Here is a 15,542-nt window from a genome sequence, read left to right as displayed (position 1 = left end):
AAGCTTCGTTGTTAGCATAAACACTCACTTTTTGATTCAATTGTGACATTCTCGAATTATACGAAAATTTTACATGTGCCAATTTTTCAAGTTTTGACAAAGCAGTATCTAAGTTCAAATCGGTCACGGTAATAGTTACCTTTGTGTCCAGCTTTTTTTGACCTCTGATATTATTCGCAAATGTTATACTTGAAAATACAAGGGCTAAAACAAATTGAAATAAGGTTATTTTCATAATTCGAATTAGTAGTCGTTGTTTGAAGACGGTTTTTTTCATAATTTTGGTCTGTTTTTATTAATATTCGTTAGTTAGGGTATTGGTAGAACAAAGCAATTACTCTTTACAGAGAGTGAATTGATTCTATTTAGGGCGTCGAGAATGTTACAGCATTTTCGGCGCTTTTTGCATTATATATTTTTATTCATAGGCAAGTTACTATTAATTACATCCATCGGATATAATACTAATTTGGTTACCATTCATTTCATAACTCGTATTGTTTTCAAGGCTTTTGCAAATAATTTTAAGCTTTTCAGGTAAAGGTTGATCTGTTAAAGATGTTGTCAGATAACAGTCTTTTAATTTGGATTGAGGAAAATCAATTTTCACTAAATACGCCTGTTCAATTGTTTTGAAAATTTGTGACACAGGAATATCGGTGAATTCAAATCCTAATTGCTCAATATTACTCTTGGAATTAATTAATAATTCATCCTGTGTAATATCAGTAATCTTTTTAAAACTTAAGTTTTTTCGAACGAATCGCAGGGCTTGATTGGGCAATAAAACAATCAGCTCGTCTTTTGAATTTGAGATTAATTCATTCGATCTTACTTTTACTTTTCCAGTCCGAACCACAACTTCTACATTTGGTTGATTAGCGTACGCTTTTATTTTGAAACTGGTTCCGACTACTTTTGTAACGATTTCATTTGCAAATACAAAAAATGGCTTTTTAGGATCTTTGCTAATTTCGAAAAAGCCTTCACCGGACAGGTACACTTTTCGTTCATTACCCGCAAATATTTTAGGATAACTTAATTTGCTGTTGGGTTGTAATAAAACAGAACTGCCATCGGATAATGTTATGATTTGTGGTTTGTCTGAATTATTCGTTTGCTCCACTAAGCCTTCTTCATTTTCATTGATAAGTTCGCTATAAGTTAGTGCGGAATCATTATCACTGTTGGTTTGATTATACAACCATCCGGTTAAAAGGCTTAAAATCAAAACAGCCGCAACTCCGTTAAACCATCTTTTTCTCAAAAGCTTAAGAACTGGTTTTTCCTTTTTATTTTCTTCTACTCTTTCAATTTTTTTCCAAGTAGCTTCCAATGCATTTTGCACTTCATCCTTAGTTAAAGTATCATTAGGCGCTTTCATTGCTAACAACCATAATCGAGCCTCTTCAACTAATTTAGCACGATTGGAATTTTCTAAGGTCCATTCTTCCCATTGGTGTTGATCATCATTGAAATGCACCCATAATCGGAATGATTCATCAGCTAAAAAGTGTTCTATTTCGGTATAATTAGTACGGTGTTGCATCAAAAAAAGGGTTACATTTAAATAGAGGACCTTTTTTTTAATTGATACTCACTAAATAGTGTTTTTTTTTAAATTATTTTTTCGAAGATTAAAATGTGAGCGAAACAAGCATTAAAATGCAGCAGATGTTTCCTTTCCAATCTTTGCGTAAGCTCAACAAAGCACGGTGCAAAAGATTGTTTGCCGATTGATAATTAATATCCAATGTATCGGCAATTTGGTCTACGGTTAGTTCTTGTGTATAACGAAGATATAAGGCTTCTTTTTGTCGAGAAGGCAAATCGTTTATTAAATGATTGAGATGTGACACTTTAGAAGCTGTGGTTTCATCAGAAATAAGGTCGTGTTCAATAGAGAAATCAAATAAGAATTCTACCGTATCTATAGAGCTGCTAAGGCGAAAAATACGATCCCGTTCTTGTGATCTAGTTATACGCTTGCGAACACAGGATAATAAATAGGCTTTTACAACCACTTTATCACTCAATTTGTCTTTATAAATCCAAATGTCAGTAAAAACATCTTGAACACAGTCTTGCACTTTTTCTGGAAAGGGAATAAAAGAATTTCCATAGCGTACTAAATGTGCATAATGTCTTTTGAAAAGTATGGAAAAAGCATTTTCATTCCCTTCTTTTAGACTGTTCCAAAGTGTGGAATCATCAAGTATTTCGGTCTGTGACAGTTGCTTTTTTACCATTTAGTTTGAATTAAATCACTGATTTTAAATACAAAAAAGAATAATTAATTTGGCTTTTTTAGTTTAAAAAGTTCAATTTTCAGTTGCCTTTTTAATGCGTTGTAAGAGAAATTTCTATATAATTAATTAAAGATTTCTTTACCAAATCTACGTAAAATTATGTTAAAATGATCTTTTACTCTTGAAAGTAGCAAGAAATACAACTATTTATGAATAACAGTATTTTTTTTTCGGTAAAGTAAATTTAGAGAAGTTTAATTATGGATTTAATAATGGAAGTTTTAAGGACTTTATTTTAAATGCACAATAGGAATAAGTATAGGTGCAGGTTGATTTTCCCGACTATCAAGGAATGATTGTTGGGATTGATTGCTTAAACTAAATAGGAGTTTTTATTCGAACTTCCAGGCTTTTTGTTGTGCTTCACTCAGGAAAGTCCAAGCTATTATTCGGCTTGTTTTTTGGCCTTGAGCCATATCAATAGTTTTAATTTCGACTGCACTTACTTTGTTTAGTATTTTGTAAAGACTGGAAAGATTTTCTTTTTTAGATACCAAAGTGGTAAACCATAAACACTGCATTGGGTATTTAGCACTTTCGTAAATCATTTGGGTCACGAAACCTAATTCGCCGCCTTCACACCATAATTCGGCATTGTGACCTCCAAAATTTAAAACAGGTTTAGTTACTTTGCTCTCGGCACTTCGGGATTCTAAATTATTGATTTTTCGAACTGTGCTTTTCGTAGCTTCCTCTTGTGAGGCATGAAAAGGAGGATTGCAAATGGTAAACGTAAATCGGTCTTCGGGAGTGATTATATTTTTAAAAATAAAACGAGATTCCGTTTGCTGTTGTAAACTAATGGCATCAATCAGTTTTGGATTTTCTTCAATGATAGCACTACAGTTTTCAATTGCTTTCAAATCGATATCGGTTCCTACAAAACTCCATCCATACGCTGAATTACCAATTATTGGATAAATGCAATTGGCACCTACACCAATGTCTAAACCTTGAACGGTTTCTCCTTCAGGAATGATTCCGTTGTTGCTTGAAGCTAATAAATCTGCTATATAATGAATGTAATCCGCTCTTCCTGGAATCGGTGGACAAAGATAATTTGCTGGAATATCCCAGTTTTGAATGTCGCAATGAGATAACAATAATGCTTTGTTAAGCGACTTTACTGCATCAGGATTACTAAAATCAATTGTCTCTATATTATGTTCATTTATAGAAACAAAAAGCTGCAATTCAGGAGATTTTTCTATTAATTGCTCAAAATTATATCCAAATCTATCCAGGTTTCTCGGATGTAAATTAGTTTTTTCGGTAATCGTTTTTGCTTTCATTTTCTATATTTCGGTGCAAAGATAGGCATAACTATTTTGTAAAAGCATAAAGACGACTTTGACCCATTAAACAGATGAAAAATAAATCATAAAATCAGAACCTTGCGTATTTTTCGAAAACTAAAAACGGTTACTTTTATAAAAAATACAATTAGAATGACTTTTATGCCCGCTTCATTTCATTTCAAAAAGAGATACATAGTGTACAGTTTAATGTTTTTGTATATCGTAATATGTCAATCCTGTATGACGATGCGATATTCAGATAAGGAAACGACAAAATTTTTCGCTGACTCTAAAACAGAATTTCAGGATAAAACAGTTGTTTTTGAAGGTTATAAAGTACATTATGTAGCAACTGGAAATGCGCAAAACCCAACTTTGTTTTTTATTCATGGGTCGCCTGGAAGTTGGAATGCTTTCAAAGAATATCTTCAGGATACTTTATTGCTCAAAAAATACCGAATGATTGCTATTGACCGTCCGGGTTTTGGATACAGTGATTTTGGTGAAGCTCAAAATTTAAAGGTACAGTCTCAAAGAATATCTGAATTCATCAAAAAAATCGATAATAAAAAGCCATTAATTTTAGTAGGGCATTCCGTTGGCGGACCTGTTGTGGCTCAGTTAGCCGTGGATAATCCGTCTTGGTACAAACGATTGGTGATATTGGCTGGATCATTGGACCCGAAAGCGGAGAACCCAGAAAAATGGAGAACGGTTATCAAGGCATCGCCTTTGCGGTATTTGATTCCTGGAGCATTACGCCCGTCCAATGATGAATTGTGGTGGTTGAAAAAGGATTTAGTTTATTTAGAACCAGAGCTGAAAAAAATCACTTGTGATGTCACCATTATTCATGGAACAAAAGATGCTTTAGTACCATACAGTAATGTTGCCTTTATGCAAAAAAAGTTTACCAATGCTAAATCAATCGATACGATAACGATAGAGAAAGCCAATCATTTTATTCCTTGGAGTCATTATGAGATTGTGAGAAATGTATTGTTGGATATACAATAAATGTTTAGTCCATGCATTCCATCATCAATAAATCGCCTTCATTATGTTCTATTGTTACGATGCCGTCTTTGATTACGTGATTGCTGCTTCCGGTTCTGTAACCAATGGTCAAACTGTCATCTTTCAATGGATAAAATAAATTATCCGAATGGATTCCTGTAACGTGACCGATAGGAATTAATGAAATAGGAGTGTTCGCTGTATACCATTTTTCGAATTTCTTGGGCAAAAGGAATACTTTCGAGTGATCGTCCAGAATAACAATTTTTAATAGATTTCTGTATCGCGTAATATTGGTCAGATTCGTAATCGTATGATCTGCTCTTCGTCCGGTGGCCCAAACTACGTTTACGGCAGGAATTTTTCGTTCGATTAAATAGTCAAACGCCTTTTCTAAATCGGTTTTATTTTGATCTGGCGTATGAATAATTTCAATTGGATATTGAGTCGTTTTATAAATTTCAGGATCAAATCCTCTATCAAAATCTCCTAAAAGCACATCGACTTTGATGTCTAATTCCATTACGCGAACCATAGCCGAATCCAATACCACCACAAGCGGTGACCATTCCAGTAATTGACCTAATAATTCCGGATTACAGGAAGCGCCGTTGGCAATGATTAAAGCGGGTTCTTGGTCGTCGCGAACGATATGGTGTGAAGACATGTGGATTGTAGATTTAATAAATGTGAATTAAGATTTTAGATTTTGGCAATCGATAATAGAATAGATTGTAGGCTGTAAAGTTAGTTAAAATATGTAAACTGGAAACTGCGACTGAACTTTAGCCCAGATGGCAATGAAAACCAAAACAGGTTGTAAACTTTAGTTTTCTGGCTGTAGAAGAGCGACCAAAGGAAGCTCCTTATACAGACTGAAAAACTGTTTAGAACCTGTTTTTGGTTGTAATGAACAGCTGGATTAGCTCCTAATTATTCAATCGTATAATTTCTAACATCGATTTCACTTAGGGAGAAATAGCCCAAAGGATAATTAGCCGAATTAGTGGTGTTGATAACATTTCCTCTCACGGTTGCCGGTGGAGATTGAAAGGGTCCACCGCCATTATTTCCGGCAATACTGACTAAAACACTCATGTAATTATAGTAGGTTTTTGAAATTCCGAAGTGCGTTACCTCAATTGTATCGTCTTTTTTTAATTCATCATTTTGCGAAATACTAAAAAATTCGTTTCCGTTGAAAAACTCATCCTGATCCACATAAAAATTTGATTTTACCTGATTGGAATATACATATTTGTAAAGATAATAATTAGGCTCACCAGCTGGATCTTGGTAAAATGTTTTAATTTCTTTTTCGTTGCCTGTAAAACCACCTTGGTTGTTTTGAACAATTTTAGTAATGGCCGTAACAGGTTTCAAGGTTTCGGTTGCAGTGTACGTATTACCATTGCTGATAACCGTCAGCGTGTAGGTTTCGTTTATAACCGGAATAAAAGTAGCGCACGTATATTCACCGGTATTCGCAATTTCCGAAAAAGGAAAAACTACATTGGTGCTATTTTTTATGGAAATTGTAGCTCCAGAAACTTTTGGAATTTCAGTGCTATAAAATCCGGATGTAGTAGTCAATTTTATTTTTTGTTGATTTCCTACAGTTCCTTTTTTCCAATTAATAGCTGCTTCAATAACCAGTTTTGGTGGCGCATTGTCTAAATCTACTTCGATAACATCTTCGCAACTGGTTGAAAAAACAGCTATTAAAAGTATGAGATATAGTGTTATTTTTTTCATGATTTCATGTTTTTATTTTGTTCTCTTTTAAAAGGCTATCCTTAGAATTTAAAGTTATAACTCACTGCTGGAACTATACCAAAAATGGAAGTTTTTATGGCTTCATTGCTACCAGTATCAGCGTTTTGCCTGAAATTGATGGAAGCAGCATTTTTTCGATTGTACAAATTGTAAACGCTAAAAACCCATTCGCCTTTCCATTCTCTATTTTTATTTTTGCTAGGCGTTAAAGTGGCAGCAATGTCAAGATGGTGGTACGCTGGAAGCCGATTTTCATTTCTCAGTCCGTAACTAGGTACATTGATTCCTAGGTATTCATATTGTCCAACAGGATAGGTTACTGGTTGTCCCGTTTGCAAAGCAAAATTAGCTCCAAAAGACCATTTTTCGTTTAAATTATACGATGTGGTTACCGCAACATTATGCAGTTTATCATACACTGAATTGTACCATTGCCCGTTGTTGATCCCGGTTTCTATTGGGGTTCTTCCTGGAGTTTGTTGCTCTGATTTGGATAATGTGTACGAAATCCAGCCATTAAATTTTCCTTCGTTTTTTCGGAACATGATTTCTAAACCATACGATCTTAATTGACCGTTTAGGATTATTTGCTCAATGGCTTTATTGGCAATCAAATTAGCACCATCAATATAATCCAATCGGTTTTGAACTTCTTTATAATAGGTTTCAACTTCAAGGGAATACATGTCATCGTTGAAGTTTTTAAAGTAACCCAAAGCGACTTGATCGGCAATTTGTGGTTTGATAAAACGATCACTTGGTGTCCAGACATCAAGTGGAGTAGGCGATGAGGTATTCGAAATCAGTTGCAGATATTGCACCATTCTGTTGTAACTTGCTTTTACTGATTGCTCCTCATTGATTTGATACGCCAAAGAAAATCGAGGTTCCAGATAATTATAGCTCTTCATCACTTTGTTACGGTCGTAGAATTTGGTGCCAATTGGAGTTGCTTTTTCATAAATTTGTAAATCCGAATTAAAGAGTAGTGGATTGTCATTTTCATAAATATTCACCGTAGATTGTCCTAAACGGTAAAACTTACTGTAACGTAATCCGTAAGATAATGCTATTCTATCGGAGATTTCGTGGTCCGCATTGATGTAAACTGCAGGTTCAAAAGCATATTTTTTATCCAATTGGTCAAAGTTAATTCCGGAGTCCGCATCTGATGGTCTGATGGTTCCGGGATTGAACTCGTAATAGATTCCGTTTAGCCCGTAATTCAATTTGAATTTATCTGAAATATAATTCTTAAAATCGTATTTGACATTATAATTTTTGATGCCCGAATCCCATTTGAAACCAACAAAATCCAAATCTAAACCATAATAATAATCGCTGTAAATAAGCGATAAATTCGAAAATAATTTTTCAGAAAATAAGTGGTTCCAGCGCAGGTTTACCGTGGCATTCCCATAAATATTGGTAAAGCTTTTATTTAAGCTAAAAACATCCCTACCAAAGTAACCAGATAAGTATAAGCTGTTGTTGGTGTCTAATTTATAGCTCAATTTAGTATTCAAATCATAAAAATAAACAGAGTTGTTTTTTTGTTCTTCGGAAAGCTTAAGGAATAAATGTCCATACGAACTTCTGCCGCCAATAAGGAACGAACCTTTGTCTTTTACCAAAGGTCCTTCGGCCAAAATCCTACTGGAAATTAATCCAATTCCGCCATTTACATGAAAACTTTTACTGTTACCATCTTTTTGATAAATATCCAAAACAGATGATGCTCTTCCGCCATAACGTGCTGGAATTCCACCTTTGTATAATTTTAAATCTTTGATAGCATCCGGATTAAAAACAGAGAAAAATCCAAAAACATGCGATGAATTAAAGATCGTTGCTTCGTCTAATAAAATCAAATTTTGGTCGGCTCCACCACCACGAACATTGAAGCCAGAGGCGCCTTCGCCTGCATTAGTAACTCCGGGTAGTAATAAAATTGATTTTAAAACATCGACTTCTCCCAAAACGACAGGCATTTTTTTGATAGCTGAAATAGAAAGTTTGTTGACACTCATTTCGGGTTTCTTGATGTCAATTTTTGTTTTATTGTCTGTAATGATTACTTCTTGTAAAGCCGTTTCATTGCTAAATAAATTAAAATTATTTTTTATATTTTGGTTCAAAGCGATCGATTCTTCAATGGTTTGATAGCCCAAATAACTTATTTGAACGGTATAGTTTCCTTTTGGTATCGTAATGGAGAAAAATCCGTATTCATTTGTTGTTACGCCAGTTTTTAACGCTGGAATTACAACGTTGACACCTATTAAAGTTTCATTGCTATTGGCGTCTATAATAGTTCCACTTAGCGTAAATTTTTCTTGAGCGAAACCCGAGAGCACGGACAGTAATACAACTAAAAAGGTAATAATTTTCTTTGGAGTCATTGTTTAAATTTTATCGAAATGAAAAAACGCAAAGTACACTAAATTGAATAGTAATTGTCATATAACAATTGTTAAGGTATTGCTAATATAAAAAAAAGACAACCGTTTCGGGTTGTCTTTTAAATATATATAGCAGAAAATAATTAGGCTAGTTTAGCATCTAAATTTTCTTGGATAGCTGCCAAAAAAGCCTCCGTAGTCAAATAGTCTGCTGCAGTCAAACCTTCTGGTTTTACTAACATGGCTAAATCTTTAGTCATTTTTCCACTTTCAACAGTATCAATACAAACTTGTTCTAGTGCATGACAAAAATCAATTAAGGCTTGGTTTTCGTCTAATTTACCTCTGTGTTCCAATCCTCTTGTCCAGGCAAAAATAGATGCAATTGGGTTCGTTGAAGTTGCTTTCCCTTGCTGGTGCTGTCTAAAGTGACGCGTTACTGTTCCATGAGCTGCTTCTGCTTCTAATGTTTTTCCATCAGGAGTTACTAAAACAGAAGTCATTAGACCTAAAGAACCAAAACCTTGTGCAACAGTATCGGATTGTACATCACCATCGTAGTTTTTACAAGCCCAAACAAATCCACCACTCCATTTCATTACAGACGCAACCATGTCATCAATCAATCTGTGTTCGTAAGTAATACCTGCTTCAACAAATTGTGCTTTGTAGCTCGATTGGTATACTTCTTCAAAAATATCTTTGAAACGACCATCATAGGCTTTCAAAATTGTATTTTTTGTAGAAAGATACAAAGGCCATTTTTTTGTCAATGCCATTTGAAATGAAGAATGTGCAAAACCGTAAATACTTTCATCAGTATTGTACATAGCCATTGCGACTCCGTCTCCTTTATAATCGTATACTTCCCAAGTTTGAGTTTCTCCTTCTTCAGGCACAAAAGTCATGGTTAGTTTTCCTTTTCCTTTGATGACAGTATCAGTAGCTTTGTATTGATCTCCAAAAGCATGACGGCCAATAACAATAGGTTGTGTCCAGCCAGGTACTAAACGTGGTACATTTTTCATGATAATTGGTTCACGGAAAACGGTTCCACCTACAATATTACGGATGGTTCCGTTTGGAGATTTCCACATTTTTTTTAAACCAAATTCTTTAACGCGGTCTTCATCTGGGGTAATGGTGGCACATTTTATACCAACATTGTATTTTTTTATTGCTTCAGCAGAATCAATTGTGATTTGATCATTGGTAGCGTCTCTGCTCTCCATTCCTAAATCATAATATTTAATATCTAAGTCTAAATAAGGAAGAATTAATTTTTCTTTAATAAAAGACCAAATAATTCGTGTCATTTCATCTCCATCCAATTCTACAATTGGATTGGCTACTTTAATTTTTGTCATAATGTATTGCTATATGTAATTCTTATTTTTAAACGTGGCTACAAAGGTAATAAAACGATATCGTAAAAGAAAATGCGTTTTCATTAAGTTTTTAGTAGTATAAATTGAATTATGGAATTAGTATTATTGCGAATCTAAATTGCGAATATGAAAATGAATTTCCTTATAAATTATCAAATAAGAGCTATCAAAATTCTTTTGTTTTAGTTAAAATCTACTGAATAATGATTGTTACTTTGGGTTTAAACCAAAAAAAAGTCCCAACAGTGTTGGGACTTTTATAGTAAAGAGATAGTGACTATCTTCTTTTGTCTTTAATCTTAGCTTTTTTACCAGTAAGTTCTCTGAAGTAGAAAATTCTAGCTCTACGAACTGCACCTTTTTTGTTGATTTCAATTTTCTGTAAAGCTGGCAAGTTAACTGGAAAGATACGCTCTACTCCAATAGCACCTGACATTTTACGAATTGTAAAAGTTTCTGTATTAGCAGAACCTCTTCTTTGAATAACAACTCCTTTAAAAAACTGTGTTCTAGTTTTTTCACCCTCTCTAATTTCGTAGTAAACAGTGATAGTATCTCCAGCTGCAAAAACTGGGAATTCTTTTCTTGTTACGAATTCGTCTTGAACGAATTTCATTAAGTCAGCCATGATATTTTATAATTATGTTTTTTTGTTAAATCAACATTCGCGGATCTCGCCAGAGGTTAATCTAATTTGGTGACAAAGGTAATTAAAAATTTTACAGTTTAAAGTTTTTCTTGTTTAAAGTTTAGAAGTTCTTGAATACCAACTTTAAACCTGAAACTTTAAACCTGAAATAAATTTTTTACTCCTCCAATAAATCCGGTCTTCTATTCTTTGTATGTTCATACGCCATATCGTCACGCCATTTATCAATTTTGGCAAAATTTCCGCTGGTCAAAACCTCAGGAACTTTCCATCCTTTGTAGTCTGCAGGGCGGGTGTATATAGGTCCTGACAATAATCCGTCCTGAAAACTATCCGTCAATGCTGAGGTTTCGTCACTCAAAACACCAGGAATCAATCTAATTAAAGCATCTGATAAAACCAATGCTCCTAATTCTCCACCAGACAATACGTAATCTCCAATAGAAATTTCCTTAGTGATAAAATGGTCACGAACTCTTTGGTCTACACCTTTATAATGCCCACAAAGAATAATGATATTTTCATACATTGACATGGTGTTGGCCATTTTCTGGTTCAAAGTTTCTCCGTCAGGTGACATATAAATGATTTCGTTGTAGGCTCTTTCACTTTTCAAATGCGTGATACAAGCATCAATAGGCTGCACGGTCATCACCATTCCAGCGCCACCGCCGTATGGATAATCATCTACACTTTTTTGTCTGTTGGTCGTATAATCCCGCAAATTATGGAAATGAACTTCCACCAATCCTTTATCAATAGCACGTTTCATAATCGAAGCCTCAAACGGACTTCTCAATAATTCTGGGAGAACAGTAACAATATCAATGCGCATAATTTTTCTTAAAAAGGTTCTAAGTCGCAAAGGTACAAAGATGCGGAGGTTTTCAAATAACCAAATACCCAATTCAACTATTAAACTTTTCTTTCGGAGCTTTTTCCAGCTTTACACGCTATCTTTTCTTGCTTAAAGAAAGCAAGAAAAGGATGTTGTTTCAATCTGGGCTAGGGTTTAGTCGAATTAGAACATTTTCGTTATTACAAAGACTTAGGGAGCATAGCACCACAAACAAAAGCTGCTATGACTAATGTAGAGATTTGTATTGTTTTGGTAAATCTTAAAGTATTCTAAATTGTATTGATTTACAATTTTTTATTTCTGAATTTTGATATTCAATGAATGATGATGAAAAATAAAATTCGAGTTTTAGGAAGTCTAACACTGCTCTCGGCAAGTCTGTTGGTTATGAATTCCTGCAGTTCTATGCCTAAGGGAGCAAAGGTAATTCAAGATTTTGAGAAAGATAAATACTTAGGAAATTGGTACGAAATTGCACGGCTGGATTTTATTTTTGAAAAAAATTTAAACAATACAACCGCTGAATATTCATTAAACGAGGATGGAACGATTCAAGTGGTAAATCGAGGGTATAATTACATAAAGAACAAAGATGTAGCATCTACAGGCAAAGTGAAGTTTGCAGGTGATGCAAAGGAAGGGAAATTAAAAGTTTCTTTTTTTGGACCATTTTATTCGGGATATAACATTATTGGACTTGATTCGGACTATAAATATGCTTTGGTTGCAGGTAAAAGTCTGAAATATCTGTGGTTGCTTTCGCGGGATAAAACAATGCCACAAGAGGTAAAAGAAGCATATTTAAAAACGGCGAAAGATCTTGGCTACAAGACTTCCGAACTTATTTGGGTAAAACACAATTAGTTTCTACAAATAGAAGAGGGGGATGATTTACAGTCTTTTTTGCCAAAATGGCTCAGTAACAATCACTAAAAAATGGTCTTCCATTAACTGAATCCATTTAGTGAGAATTTTCAAATTGTCTAATTTAATTCGTAAATTTGCGCTTTAACAAAAATTAAAAAAAATGGAAAACGGAATATATGCTAAATTCAACACCACAAAAGGTGCTATTTTAGTAAAACTTACACACGATTTGACTCCAGGAACAGTTGGAAACTTCGTAGGATTGGCGGAAGGAAACATAGAAAATAAAGTAAAACCACAAGGGGTTAAATTTTATGATGGATTAAAATTCCACCGTGTAATTCCTAATTTTATGATTCAAGGGGGTTGTCCTCAAGGAACAGGAACTGGAGATCCAGGATATAAATTTGATGATGAATTTCACCCAAGTTTGAAACACAACCGTCCGGGAGTTTTAGCAATGGCTAACTCAGGACCTGGGACAAACGGTTCACAATTTTATATTACGCACATTCCAACGGATTGGTTGGATAACAAACATACCGTTTTTGGTCATGTGGTAGAAGGGCAAGATATTGTTGATGCTGTTGAACAAGGAGATGTTTTAGAGTCTTTGGAAATTATCAAAGAAGGTGAAGAAGCTAAAAATTGGAATGCAATTGAAGCATTTATCACATTCAAAGGATCTCGTAACAAACGTGATGCCGCTTTAAAAGCAGAAGTGGAAGCAGCGATGGAAAAATTAGCAGCTGGTTTTGAAAAAACAGAAAGCGGTTTGCGTTACCAATTCATCCAAAGAGGTGAAGGTAAAAAAGCAGAAAGTGGAAAAACAGTGGCTGTTCACTATGAAGGTTCTCTAGAAAATGGTAAAGTTTTTGACTCTTCTTATCCAAGAAAAAAACCAATTGAATTTAAATTAGGTCAAGGTCAAGTTATTGAAGGTTGGGATGAAGGAATCGCTCTATTGCGTGTAGGCGATAAAGCCCGCTTTGTAATCCCATCGGATTTAGGATATGGATCTCGTGGTGCTGGTGGAGCAATTCCACCAAATGCTACTTTGATTTTTGACGTAGAATTAATGGAAGTTAAATAGGTAAAACTGTTTATAGAATTACAAAATCCCATTCGCCGCGGCGAATGGGATTTTTTTTGCAATTCAGAAATTTTGGTTTGTCAAATCGGTTGCGGTGTAGGCTATGAATTTAAAAATTCAATTAAATCACTATTTAATTTGTCTTTTTCAATATAAAACAAGCCATGAGGGGCTCCTTCATAAATGATAAATTTATTATCTGGAATAAGTTTTGTCGCTACCTCAGAACTGATTTCAATAGGGACTGTTTTGTCTTCATCTCCATGAATAATTAAGGTAGGAACATTTACGGATGTCATTTCTTCCCGAAAATCAGTAGAAGAAAATGACTTGGCACATTCTAAAGTCGCACGAGGTGAAGCAAAAGAACACAGCATTCTATAATAATCCAACAAAGGAGTGCTTATAGGTTTGCTGATAAAACTTACCCCAAAAAACGTTTTTCCAAAATTATCTAGAAAACCAATGCGGTCGGCCTTAATTTGCTCTGCCATTCCATCATACTTTTCCTGTGGAATCCCGTTGGGATTAGAGTCGGTTTGCAACTGAAATGGGGTAATGGATGCTATAAGTACCGCCTTTGAAACGCCTTTCCCACCATGACGACTGAAATAGCGTACCACTTCTCCGCCGCCCATTGAAAATCCAACAAGTGCAGCTTCTTCCAAATTCAATTGCTCGATAATGGCTGCTAAATCATCCGTTAAAGTGTCATAATCATAACCGTCCCAAGGTTGAGAAGATTTCCCAAAGCCACGACGGTCATACGCAATAACTCTAAAGTTATTTTGAACTAAAGTGTCAATTTGGTATTCCCACATTTCATTAGATAAAGGCCATCCATGTATAAGGATAACGGGTTTACCTTGTCCATAATCTTTTACATATAATTTTACATTTGGTGCTGTTTCAATATACATATCTATTCCAGTTCTTGTTTCATCCTGAATATTTTTTTTGCGCAATTCACTGTTTTTCATTTCCATACTAGTTATTATTTATATGCGGAATTAATATTAGTTTTGTAAAAGTAGACGGATGCTATGAAAATAGCTTTATAGAATTAGTGTAAATAGTTGTAAAATTTATAGGTTTGTTATTATGTCCTAATATTTAATAAATTAATTATGGAAAACATCAGCTGGCCGGAATTTGAGAAAGTAGAAATGCGTGTGGGAACTATAATGGAAGTGCATGATTTTCCAGAGGCCAGAAAGCCAGCTTATCACCTTACAATCGATTTTGGTTCTGATCTTGGAATTAGAAAAACATCTGCACAAATTACGAAAAGATATCAAAAAGAAGATTTAATGAATCGTCAAATCGTAGCCGTGGTTAATTTTCCTAAAAAACAAATTGGGAAATTCATGAGTGAATGCTTGGTACTTGGCGCGGTAGGAGAGCCAGGCGATGTGATTTTACTGGCTCCTGATTTTAAGATTGATAATGGTTTGCGAATAGGATAATTTAAGTTTCAAAAGTACTTGTTTTATTGGCTTCTAAAGTTTCGTATTTATTATGGATGGCTAATATTATTACTCCAAATAAAACGGCAGTAACAATCAGGATTGTATTCAGAATTCCTTCTGTACCAAAAGAAAGTTTTATCAGTATTGTCGAAATTATAAAACCCGAATTTCGGATGACTCTATTAAATTTATCCGATAAAAAAAAGGAGAATAAGAGTAAAAGAACTTCTACCAATATCAAAACTGTAAAAAATTTATCGAAGAATATTTTATTGATATCTTTTATTTTATCTACGATTTGCGTTAGTGAAAAGAAACTTTATGCTGCGACCTATTCGCGATGCAACTTTTTTAGAAACTTAAGATAGTTTTTTAAGTTTTCATTTCTATTTTCTAGGCTAAAATCGGAAATAAC

Annotated in this window: 15 protein-coding genes; 4 read left to right on the top strand and 11 right to left on the bottom strand. The window is 34.3% G+C overall.

Annotated features, from left to right (window positions below; all coding sequences use genetic code 11):
- Positions 1–439: 439 nt before the first annotated feature.
- The 3 genes from BUC11_RS11905 to rlmF form a co-directional block, all read right to left on the bottom strand.
- Positions 440–1,549, bottom strand: coding sequence for a FecR family protein (locus tag BUC11_RS11905; RefSeq protein WP_073354319.1), 1,110 nt, complete (start codon positions 1,547–1,549; stop codon positions 440–442).
- 88 nt (positions 1,550–1,637) lie between these two features.
- Positions 1,638–2,249: an RNA polymerase sigma factor gene (locus BUC11_RS11900; protein ID WP_073354318.1), complete on the bottom strand. Its 612-nt coding sequence runs from the start codon at positions 2,247–2,249 to the stop codon at positions 1,638–1,640.
- Between the two features lie 392 nt (positions 2,250–2,641).
- A complete protein-coding gene (gene rlmF, locus BUC11_RS11895; RefSeq protein WP_073354316.1) occupies positions 2,642–3,601 on the bottom strand; it encodes a 23S rRNA (adenine(1618)-N(6))-methyltransferase RlmF in 960 nt (319 codons plus the stop codon).
- 252 nt (positions 3,602–3,853) lie between these two features.
- Here rlmF and BUC11_RS11890 point away from each other — a divergent pair, with 252 nt between their 5' ends.
- Entirely contained in the window at positions 3,854–4,624 is a 771-nt protein-coding gene (locus tag BUC11_RS11890; protein ID WP_175547751.1) for an alpha/beta fold hydrolase, read from the top strand.
- Between the two features lie 4 nt (positions 4,625–4,628).
- Here BUC11_RS11890 and BUC11_RS11885 read toward each other — a convergent pair whose 3' ends face one another.
- From BUC11_RS11885 to trmD, 6 genes are all read right to left on the bottom strand, one after another.
- A complete protein-coding gene (locus BUC11_RS11885; RefSeq protein WP_073354313.1) occupies positions 4,629–5,291 on the bottom strand; it encodes a thiamine diphosphokinase in 663 nt (220 codons plus the stop codon).
- A gap of 266 nt (positions 5,292–5,557) precedes the next feature.
- Positions 5,558–6,379 (bottom strand): DUF4249 domain-containing protein, encoded by an 822-nt coding sequence (locus BUC11_RS11880; protein WP_073354312.1) that lies wholly within the window; start codon positions 6,377–6,379, stop codon positions 5,558–5,560.
- Positions 6,380–6,420: 41 nt separating this feature from the next.
- Positions 6,421–8,802 carry a TonB-dependent receptor gene (locus BUC11_RS11875; protein WP_073354309.1) on the bottom strand — a complete coding sequence of 794 codons (2,382 nt, stop codon included), beginning with the start codon at positions 8,800–8,802 and terminating at the stop codon, positions 6,421–6,423.
- 143 nt (positions 8,803–8,945) lie between these two features.
- Positions 8,946–10,169, bottom strand: a complete 1,224-nt coding sequence (locus BUC11_RS11870) for an isocitrate dehydrogenase (NADP(+)) (protein ID WP_073354308.1) — start codon at positions 10,167–10,169, stop codon at positions 8,946–8,948.
- 298 nt (positions 10,170–10,467) lie between these two features.
- A complete protein-coding gene (gene rplS / locus BUC11_RS11865; RefSeq protein WP_073354306.1) occupies positions 10,468–10,818 on the bottom strand; it encodes a 50S ribosomal protein L19 in 351 nt (116 codons plus the stop codon).
- 178 nt (positions 10,819–10,996) lie between these two features.
- Complete coding sequence (gene trmD / locus BUC11_RS11860; RefSeq protein ID WP_073354305.1) at positions 10,997–11,674, bottom strand: tRNA (guanosine(37)-N1)-methyltransferase TrmD; 678 nt, start codon at positions 11,672–11,674, stop codon at positions 10,997–10,999.
- Between the two features lie 351 nt (positions 11,675–12,025).
- On the opposite strand from trmD, the gene BUC11_RS11855 reads away from it, so the two are divergent.
- The gene (locus tag BUC11_RS11855) at positions 12,026–12,562 is read left to right on the top strand and encodes a lipocalin family protein (protein ID WP_073354347.1); all 537 of its coding nucleotides are present in this window, start codon (positions 12,026–12,028) and stop codon (positions 12,560–12,562) included.
- A gap of 163 nt (positions 12,563–12,725) precedes the next feature.
- Entirely contained in the window at positions 12,726–13,658 is a 933-nt protein-coding gene (locus BUC11_RS11850; protein WP_073354303.1) for a peptidylprolyl isomerase, read from the top strand.
- A gap of 101 nt (positions 13,659–13,759) precedes the next feature.
- On the opposite strand, the gene BUC11_RS11845 is transcribed toward BUC11_RS11850, so the two are convergent.
- Entirely contained in the window at positions 13,760–14,644 is an 885-nt protein-coding gene (locus tag BUC11_RS11845; protein WP_139259478.1) for an alpha/beta fold hydrolase, read from the bottom strand.
- Positions 14,645–14,785: 141 nt separating this feature from the next.
- On the opposite strand from BUC11_RS11845, the gene BUC11_RS11840 reads away from it, so the two are divergent.
- The gene (locus tag BUC11_RS11840; RefSeq protein WP_073354300.1) at positions 14,786–15,124 is read left to right on the top strand and encodes a tRNA-binding protein; all 339 of its coding nucleotides are present in this window, start codon (positions 14,786–14,788) and stop codon (positions 15,122–15,124) included.
- 1 nt (position 15,125) lies between these two features.
- Here the strand turns inward: BUC11_RS11840 and BUC11_RS11835 are convergent, their stop codons facing one another.
- Complete coding sequence (locus tag BUC11_RS11835) at positions 15,126–15,368, bottom strand: hypothetical protein (RefSeq protein ID WP_175547750.1); 243 nt, start codon at positions 15,366–15,368, stop codon at positions 15,126–15,128.
- Between the last annotated feature and the right edge of the window lie 174 nt (positions 15,369–15,542).

Origin of the sequence: Flavobacterium xanthum, assembly GCF_900142695.1 — a bacterium.
In the GTDB taxonomy this organism is placed as follows: Bacteria; Bacteroidota; Bacteroidia; order Flavobacteriales; family Flavobacteriaceae; genus Flavobacterium; species Flavobacterium xanthum.
The sequence above is the reverse complement of the archived record's forward strand: the minus strand, read 5'-3'. Positions and strand labels throughout refer to the sequence as shown.